This window comes from Treponema saccharophilum DSM 2985, assembly GCF_000255555.1.
GTDB lineage: Bacteria > Spirochaetota > Spirochaetia > Treponematales > Treponemataceae > Treponema_D > Treponema_D saccharophilum.
Genome location: NZ_AGRW01000026.1, coordinates 19,545 through 27,839 on the forward strand (window position 1 = coordinate 19,545; position 8,295 = coordinate 27,839).

Annotated in this window: 4 protein-coding genes; all 4 read right to left on the reverse strand. The window is 56.3% G+C overall.

The window, feature by feature from the left end:
- Positions 1 to 1,305 carry a hemolysin family protein gene (locus tag TRESADRAFT_RS01090; protein ID WP_002702021.1) on the reverse strand — a complete coding sequence of 435 codons (1,305 nt, stop codon included), beginning with the start codon at positions 1,303 to 1,305 and terminating at the stop codon, positions 1 to 3.
- Positions 1,286 to 2,611 (reverse strand): hemolysin family protein, encoded by a 1,326-nt coding sequence (locus TRESADRAFT_RS01095; RefSeq protein ID WP_002702023.1) that lies wholly within the window; start codon positions 2,609 to 2,611, stop codon positions 1,286 to 1,288. The genes TRESADRAFT_RS01090 and TRESADRAFT_RS01095 overlap by 20 nt, the downstream gene beginning before the upstream one ends.
- Before the next feature lie 246 nt (positions 2,612 to 2,857).
- Positions 2,858 to 3,883: a thioredoxin family protein gene (locus TRESADRAFT_RS01100; RefSeq protein WP_159100016.1), complete on the reverse strand. Its 1,026-nt coding sequence runs from the start codon at positions 3,881 to 3,883 to the stop codon at positions 2,858 to 2,860.
- A gap of 118 nt (positions 3,884 to 4,001) precedes the next feature.
- Complete coding sequence (locus TRESADRAFT_RS01105) at positions 4,002 to 8,003, reverse strand: phosphoribosylformylglycinamidine synthase (protein WP_002702027.1); 4,002 nt, start codon at positions 8,001 to 8,003, stop codon at positions 4,002 to 4,004.
- Positions 8,004 to 8,295 lie beyond the last annotated feature (292 nt).

Consider the following 8,295-nt stretch of genomic DNA (forward strand, 5'->3'; position numbering starts at 1 on the left):
TCAGCGCTTTCCCTGCGGCGGGACGAGCAGTTTTATGCGGACGCTTTTTATGCGGCGCATCTCCATCTCCTCCACAGTGTACGTTATCCCGTCGCGCACGATTGACTGCTTGACTTCCGGAAGCGCGTCCACGTTCTCAAGAACCCAGCCGGCAACCGTGTCATAGTTCTCGGACTCCATGTCGAGGTCGAGGATTTCGTTCACGTCGTCCATCTTCACGTCCCCGGGAACTATGTACTCGACGGGAGATACGGGGCGGATTCTGAATTCGGCGGCGGTTTCCGGCGAATCCTCGTGGACGCTCCTGCCGAACACAGCGCGCATGATGTCGTCCATCGTCACGATTCCGATGTTCGAGCCGTTCTCGTCGATTGCCACGGCGAAATTCGTCTGCTCCTTCTTGAATTTCGCCAGAAGCTCCGTTGCCATAAGCGTCTCGGGGACGTAAATCACGGGGCGGATGACCTTCGTCATGAAATTCGGCGAATCCTTGTAGCGCGACTTTATCAGAAGATGCTTGTAGTAGACCATTCCCTTCACGTTGTCGAATTCCCCGTCGCAAACGGGAATCCTCGAATAGCCCGTCTCCGCGAAAATCTTGACGACCTCATCGAACGTCGCGTCGCTCGGGATGAATTTGACGAGCGAGCGGTGGCGCATTATGTCGTGGATGTGCAGGTCGGTGAAATCGAAAATGTTGTAGAGCATCTTCTTCTCGTTGTGTTCGAGCGTTCCCTCCGTCTCGCCGACCTCGAAAAGCGATTTCAGCTCCTCCTCCGTGATGAGGTTCTTGTCGTCCTTCCACAGCGCGTTCAGGACGAACGTGAGCGAGTCCGTTATCTTCGCGAAAATCCACACGAGCGGAAAAAGAATTTTCTCAAGAAGAATGAGCGGGCCGGCAAAAATCGAGGCGGCTTTTATGGGATAGACGGCGGCGAACGTCTTCGGCGTTATCTCCCCGAAAATGATGAGGATGAACACCATCACGAACGTCGCGACGGCGCTTCCCGCCTCGCCCGCTATTTTTATCGCGACAGTCGCGGCAAGCCCCGACGCGAGCGACGTTATGAAATTTATCCCTATGAGGATGAGCGAAAGGAGCTTGTTCATGTCCTTTTTGAGGAACGAAATTTTCTTTGCCGGAGTCGATTTTTTCGCGGGGTCGTCGCTTTTGAGCATCTGCCGAAGCGTCATCCGCGTAATCGAAAGGAATGCCGTCTCGCTCGAAGCGAAAAACGCCACGATTGCGACGAGGATGAGAACGGCAACGGAAGGAAGAATCACGTCAGTCAGCAACGTCAGCATTCTCGTCCTCCTGCTCGTCGTTGAAATTCTTCACGCAGCGCACCTTCGAAATGCGGAGCCCCTCGATTTTCTCGACCTCAAAAACGTATCCCGAAACTTCCACTGAATCGCCGACAATCGCCATGCGGTCGAGCTTCTCCAGGATGAATCCGGCTATCGTCTCGTTCATATTCGAATCGAGCTTTATGCGCAGCCGCTCCTCAAGGTCGATAAGCCGCGTCGAACCGTCGAGCACGGTGTCGTCGAAGTTCTCGATATTCTCGGACTGAACGGAAGTCGCCCAACCTTTTTTCTCGAAATCGTCGGAAATGCCGCCGAAAATCTCGCGCGCGATGTCCTCGCTCGTGAGGATTCCGTCCGTTCCGGAATATTCGTCGATGACAATGGCGAAATTCTGCTTCTGCTCGTGGAGGAGCTTCTGGATTTGGCTCATCTTTATAGTGCCGGGAATGAAAATCGGCGGGCGCATCACCGACTCCACGCGGAAATCCTCGCGCTGCCCGGAATAGAAAAGCAAGTCCTTCACGTACAGGACGCCGACGATATTGTCCAAATCGCCGCGGTAGACGGGAAAGCGCGAAAGGCGGCGCCTCTCCGACAGCATGATGATGTCGCGGAACGAAATGTCCTCCGTTATCCCGATTATGTTCCTGCGCGGAATCATTATGTCGACGGCAGCGAGGTCGGAAAACCGGAAAACGCGGCTCATCATCTTCTTTTCGTCCGTCTCAAGCACGCCTTCCTCGCCGCCGACATCGATGAACGTCTTGATTTCGTCCTCGGTGAACGAGACGTTCGTGCGGCGCGTGTCGATTCCGAAAAGCCGGAGAATTTTCCTCGATATGAAAGTGAAGAAGATGACGAGCGGCCGCAAAAGCCAGAAGAAAAATGTCACGAAGCCGGAAAGCCCGAACGCGACGCCCTCGGGATGGCGCGTCGAGACGCTTTTCGGGGTTATCTCGCCGAATATGAGGAGAAGAACCGTCGAGATTGCGGTGGCGATTCCGAGTCCCTTCGCACCGAACAATTCGATAAAAACGGATGTGAGAACGACGGAAAGAGCGACATTCACGATTTCGTTCCCGACGAGGAGCATGTTCAGAAGCTCCTCCTTCTTGTCGAGCAGTTTTCCTGCGCGAATCGCTTTTTTGTCGCCCTTCTGCCTCAGAAAGTGGACGCGCAGCTTGTTCAGCGCGAGGAACGCGCTTTCGCTGGCGGAAAAAAGCAGCGAGAAAACGACGAATGTCGTCGCCGCAACAACAAGTATCGCAAGAGAAAGAATACTATTACCCGAAGGGTCGTCCATAAGTCTAAAAAAAATCCCCCAGATTTTTCTTCAATAAACCTGTTCGGAAAACTCAGTTCCAAAACAGGTTACCTTAAAATCCAATGTTCAAAAACATGCTATCTGCACGTTTTTGAGCTCGTCGACATGAGCGATAACGAAGCTATCGAACAGGTCTAATCAAACGAGAGGAATGCGCGGACGAATCCGCGAACCATCCAATCGCACCCCGGAACGGAGGATTTTACTCCGCCCCAAAGCAGTTTCCTATTGGTCGCTGTCGAGCTCGGCAGCAAGCGCGGAGTCAAGATGCTCGATTACGCTTGAGATAAGGGACGCGGATTCGCTTTGCGGAGCCGCGTCGAGGCTTTTCTTCAAAAGCTCCTTCGTGCGGCCGCTGTCGCCGCCCAACGACATCAGCGACATTGCCGCCTGATAATACATCAGCTGCCTGTCGTTTATGTCGAGGACGGGATTTTCCGCGGCTGCCACGAACACGGCGCACACTTTTTCCGAATCCTGCCCCGCGGCAATCGCGTCGGCGTTCGCAATCGACATGACGTGCTTGGGAACGGCGCCCGACTTGTTTTTTGGGTCAAGCGCGACGACACGCTCGCTGAGCGGTTTCAGAAGCGCGCGGTACGGAAAATCCGTGTTGTCGAAGATTTCGTTTATCGCGTCGATTTTTGCATCGTCGCTTCCCTTCTCCGCGATTTTCAGAAGCGCGTCGAATTCATCGCTTTTCGCCACGGCTTCGTCCATCGTCTTGTTTATCTGCTCCTCGTCGTATATATCGACGACATCCTCGATTCTCGTGGATTCCGGATTCATGTTCGGGTCGAAATCCTCGCGGATGTCGAAGAAATTGAGCGCCGTTATGACGTATCCCTCGCCGGAAAGGACGAGCGTCGTCGGAAGGCTCCGGACGGCATACCGCTCGGCAACGTCCATCGCAGCGCCCGTCTCCTCGATTACCTTGTCGGCAGCCGCCTTCTGCTCCGCGCTCGCGTCCGCCGCAAGATTCTCCGCGTCGAGGCGTTTCGAGAAATCGAGGTTCACGAAAACGAATTTCTTGGAGTATTTTCCGAGGAATTTCTCGCTTCTGAACGCGTTCTCGTCGAGTTTCGACGAAATCTCGTCGCTTTCCGACGTGAACGTGACGAAAACGTTCCGCCTGGACTTCGCGGCGATTTCCATCGCGTCGTCAAAATCGGAAAGCCACGATGGCTTGTTCCCGCAGGAAAAAAGGAAGAGCGAGGAAGAGGCAAGAATCACTGTGAAAAGTTTCTTCATTATCATTCACCAAAAGCGCGGGCGGGAAAACAGCACGTTCCGCTGATTTTCCGCATACCCGCAAAAACAAAGAGAGGACGGAACGCCCGCAAAAACGGGCATCCCGTCCAGTCAGTTGTCAGCCGAAATAACGCACGCCGGCGCTGAACAAGTTCTGGCAAGAGTTTCCGCTCGGTTCTGAAAGCGGATTTCCTGCGATGTTCTTTATCAGCTCGGCGCTTGAGCCGCCCTCGCCGTTTCCGACGGTGCGCTCAGAGTGCCCCATCTTGCCGAGCACGCGCCCGTCGGGGCTTGTCAGACCCTCAATCGCGAACATCGAGCCGTTCGGGTTGTCCGGCTCGCAAAGAGTCGGATTTCCGTTCTCGTCGCAATACTGGCTGTACACCTGCCCGTTCTCGAAAAGCTTCTTCGCAAGAACGTCGTCGATTATGATGCGGCCCTCGCCGTGGCTTACGGGAACGTAATGCGGGCGCGGGTCAAGCACGGTCGAATCAAGCGCCCACGGAGACGACGCGCTCACCATCCTCGTGCGGACGACGCGCGAAATGTGGCGGTGAATCGTATTGTACGTGAGCGTCGGCATGTCGGCGGACGGCTCCATAATCTTTCCGAACGGAACAAGCCCCGTCTTGATGAGCGCCTGGAAGCCGTTGCAGATGCCGAGTATGAGTCCCTTCCGAGAATCAAGCAGCGCCGTAACGCCGTCGGCGATTCTCTTCTCGCGGATTACGTTCGCGATGAATTTTCCGGAACCGTCGGGTTCGTCACCCGCGCTGAATCCGCCCGCAAACGCGAGAATCTGCGCCTCATCGATTTCCTTTCGCAGGCCGACGAGGGAATTCTCCAAATCCTCCGCAGTCCTGTTCCTGAAAACGAAAATGCGCGAATCGGCTCCCGCGAGGTTGAACGCGCGCGCCATGTCGAATTCGCAGTTCGTGCCCGGGAAAACGGGAATTATCACGCGCGGCTTCGACTTCGCCTTGTCGAGCACGGTGAACGATTTTCTCGCCTCGGAAAGCGATTTGTGCTCCGCCTTCGCGAACTCGGGAAGGTCGGCCGCATTCTCTTTTCCTGAAACGGGCGGATACACTTTCGCGAGCGTCGATTCCCACGCCTTCTCAAGGTCGCTGAGCGGGATGTCGACGAACGGGAGCGGGTTGAGCCCCGTCATCGCGAACGAGATTATCGGGTCCTTCTGCGTGTTTCCGATTTTCACGACCGTTGTGTTTACGAATTTGTCGTTCATGTCGAACTTCTCGTCATCGGTCTCGACGATTATCGCGCCGTAAAGCGGGGTGAACAAATCCGCGATGCAGTTCACGACGTTCTGATGGACGCCAGCCGCGGTGCAGCTCGACGGGATTGCGGTGAGCTGGCAGCCGACGCGGTTTCCGAACGCCATCTTGACGACAGCCTCCGCGATTCCGCCCGCCCCGACAGGATACATCGCCTTTATCTTTCCGGCTTTGTTCAGCTCGTAAAGTTCGTCCGTATTTTTCTTGAACGTATCCCAATCAGGCGCAAGCTCCTCGGAATACGGAACCTTGATGAGGAAAAGATGGTCGCCGCCCTTCTGGAACGCGCCCGAGCGGACGTTCTCCGCCTCGTCGTGCGCGACGGCAAAAGAAACGAGCGTATGCGGGACGTTAATATGCTCGAACGTTCCCGACATAGAATCCTTTCCGCCGATTGACGCGCATCCCATCTCGCGCTGCGCATCGACCGAGCCGAGGAGAGCCGCAGTCGGGTATCCCCATGTTTTCTCGTCAACGGCGCGCCCGAAGAATTCCTGATAGCTCATGCGCGCCGTCGTCGCCTTTCCGCCGATACAAGCGATTTTCGCGAGCGAGGAAAGGACGGCAGTCTGAGCGCCGTGCCACGGAGACCAGTTCGCCACGCGCGGGTCGAAGCCGTACGACATGAGGCTGACGGTAGAAGTCTCGCGCGGGGAGAGAACGGGAATCTTCGCGGCCATTCCGGCTTCGGGCGTTCCCTGATATTTTCCGCCGAACGGGAAAAGAACCGTCGACGCGCCGATGGAACCGTCGAAACGCTCGCACAGACCGCGCTGAGAGCAGCACGCGAGGTCGGATATGTTGGCGACAAACGCGTCCCTAATCTGCTCGGCAGTCGGACGCTCGGAAGCGGAATCTCCCATCGCCGACGCGCACGGCCCGAGCACCTTCTCGACGGATTCGAGCGGACGGACGAGCGGGGACTCGCGCTGGGGTGCGGGGCTTTCGATTTCAGCCTTGGCGACATGCTCCGCGCCGGCAGAATCGAGGAACGTCCTGTCGAGGTCGACAATCGTCTTTCCGCGCCATTTCATTACGAGCCTGTTCGTGTCGGTGACAGTCGCGACGACAACCGCGTTGAGGTTCTCGTCGTTCGCGGCTTTTATGAACGAATCGACATCGCCCTTCCTGACGACGACCGCCATTCGTTCCTGCGACTCGGAAATCGCAAGCTCCGTTCCGTTGAGACCGTCGTATTTTTTGGGAACGGCATCGAGATTGATGTCGAGTCCCGGAGCAAGCTCGCCGACCGCGACTGAGACACCGCCCGCGCCGAAATCGTTGCAGCGGCGGATTATCTTTGACACCGCCGGATTCCTGAACAGCCGCTGGATTTTCCGTTCCTCGACCGCGTTTCCTTTCTGAACTTCGGCAGCCGCAGTCGTGACGGATTTCTCCGTGTGGACTTTTGAAGAGCCAGTCGCGCCGCCGATTCCGTCGCGTCCCGTTCCGCCGCCGACGAGGACGATTATGTCCCCCGCCTCAGGCTCCTCGCGCATAACCGTATCGACAGGAGCCGCCGCGATGACAGCGCCGAGCTCCATACGTTTCGCGACGTATCCCGGATGGTAGATTTCCGCGACCTGCCCTGTCGTCAGGCCGATTTGGTTTCCGTATGAAGAGAATCCCTGCGCAGCCTCGCGGACAATCTTCATCTGCGGAAGTTTTCCGTGCATCGTCTCGGAAAGAGGAACGGTCGGGTCGCCCGCGCCCGTTATGCGCATCGACTGGTAAACCCATGAGCGGCCTGAAAGCGGGTCACGGATTGCGCCGCCGATACAAGTCGCCGCGCCGCCGAACGGCTCGATTTCGGTCGGATGGTTGTGCGTCTCGTTCTTGAACATCAAAAGCCACCGCTCCGTCGGCTCTCCCGTCGTGTAATGGACGTCGATGTAAATCGAGCACGCGTTGTTTTCCGCGGAAACTTCCATATCATCGAGCATCCCGTGCTTTTTGAGATATTTTCCGCCGATTGTCGCCATATCCATGAGGGTGAGCGGCTTGTCCTTGCGCTTCTGGTATACGTCGGCGTGCATTTCCTCGTAATTTTTGAGGGACTGCTTGAGCAACTTCTGGTACGGTCCCTTCTCAATCTTTATGTCCTTGAGGATTGTGTTGAACGTAGTATGACGGCAATGGTCGGACCAATATGTGTCGAGAACGCGGACTTCCGTCTCGGTCGGATCGCGGCGCTCGCCCTTGAAATACTTCTGGAGGAATTCGATGTCCGCGAAATCCATCGCAAGCCCCATCCTCGTCCTGTATTCCTCAAGCTCCTTCTTGCCGAAGCTGATGAACCCGTCGACGGAAGGAATGTCGGCAGGAACATCCGCCTTCATTTCAAGCGTCTCGGGAATGCTCTCGTCCGTCAGGCGGGAGTCGACCGGATTTATCAGGTATTTCTGGATTTTCTCGACATCGCTCGCAGCGATTTCCCCGGAAAGGATGACGAGCTTGGCACAACGCACCCTCGGAGGTTTCGTTCCGACCGTCACGGAATTCTTGAGTGCCTCGCGCAGAAGCGAAAGACACTGCTCCGCGGAATCGGAACGCTGGTCGTACTGCCCGGGAAGGTATTCCCAGACAATCGCCGAATCTCCCGCCGGGATTTCGACTGTCTCGGAGACGACATCGCTCTGCGGCTCGGAAAAAATCCTCTTCGCGGCGACACGCGAAACATCGTCCGACGTGTTCTCAATATCGTAGCGGTTCAGGTAGCGGACCTTCGTTACGCCTGTGATTCCAAGAAATCCGGTGATTTCTGAGTAAATGCGGGCAGCCTCGGCATCAAAACCGGGCTTCCGTTCAACATAAATACGGTACATTCTCCCATTTTAATGAAACAATACGGATTTGTCAGTGCGCTTGCTTGGTCGTTTATCGTTCTTAGTTTGGCTTGGTGGGAGCAAGCGTTCGCCGGCACGCGCGGGGGCGCGTACCTACCGGGGCGGGATTGGCGCGGGGGGCGAAGATTTTCCTCGTTCTGGGGTCGCGCTTGCAATCGCTCTCTCGTTCTTGGTTCGGCTTGGTCGGAGCAAGCGTTCGCCGGCACGCGCGGGGCGCGTACCTACCGGGGCGGGATTGGCCGGGGTGCGAAGATTTTCCTCGTTCTTAGTT

What these genes read in the sequence shown, in the direction of transcription:
- TRESADRAFT_RS01105 (WP_002702027.1), bottom strand. Translation starts at nt 8,003, where the DNA reads ATGTACCGTATTTATGTTGAACGGAAGCCCGGTTTTGATGCCGAGGCT.
- TRESADRAFT_RS01100 (WP_159100016.1), bottom strand. Translation starts at nt 3,883, where the DNA reads ATGAAGAAACTTTTCACAGTGATTCTTGCCTCTTCCTCGCTCTTCCTT.
- TRESADRAFT_RS01095 (WP_002702023.1), bottom strand. Translation starts at nt 2,611, where the DNA reads ATGGACGACCCTTCGGGTAATAGTATTCTTTCTCTTGCGATACTTGTT.
- TRESADRAFT_RS01090 (WP_002702021.1), bottom strand. Translation starts at nt 1,305, where the DNA reads ATGCTGACGTTGCTGACTGACGTGATTCTTCCTTCCGTTGCCGTTCTC.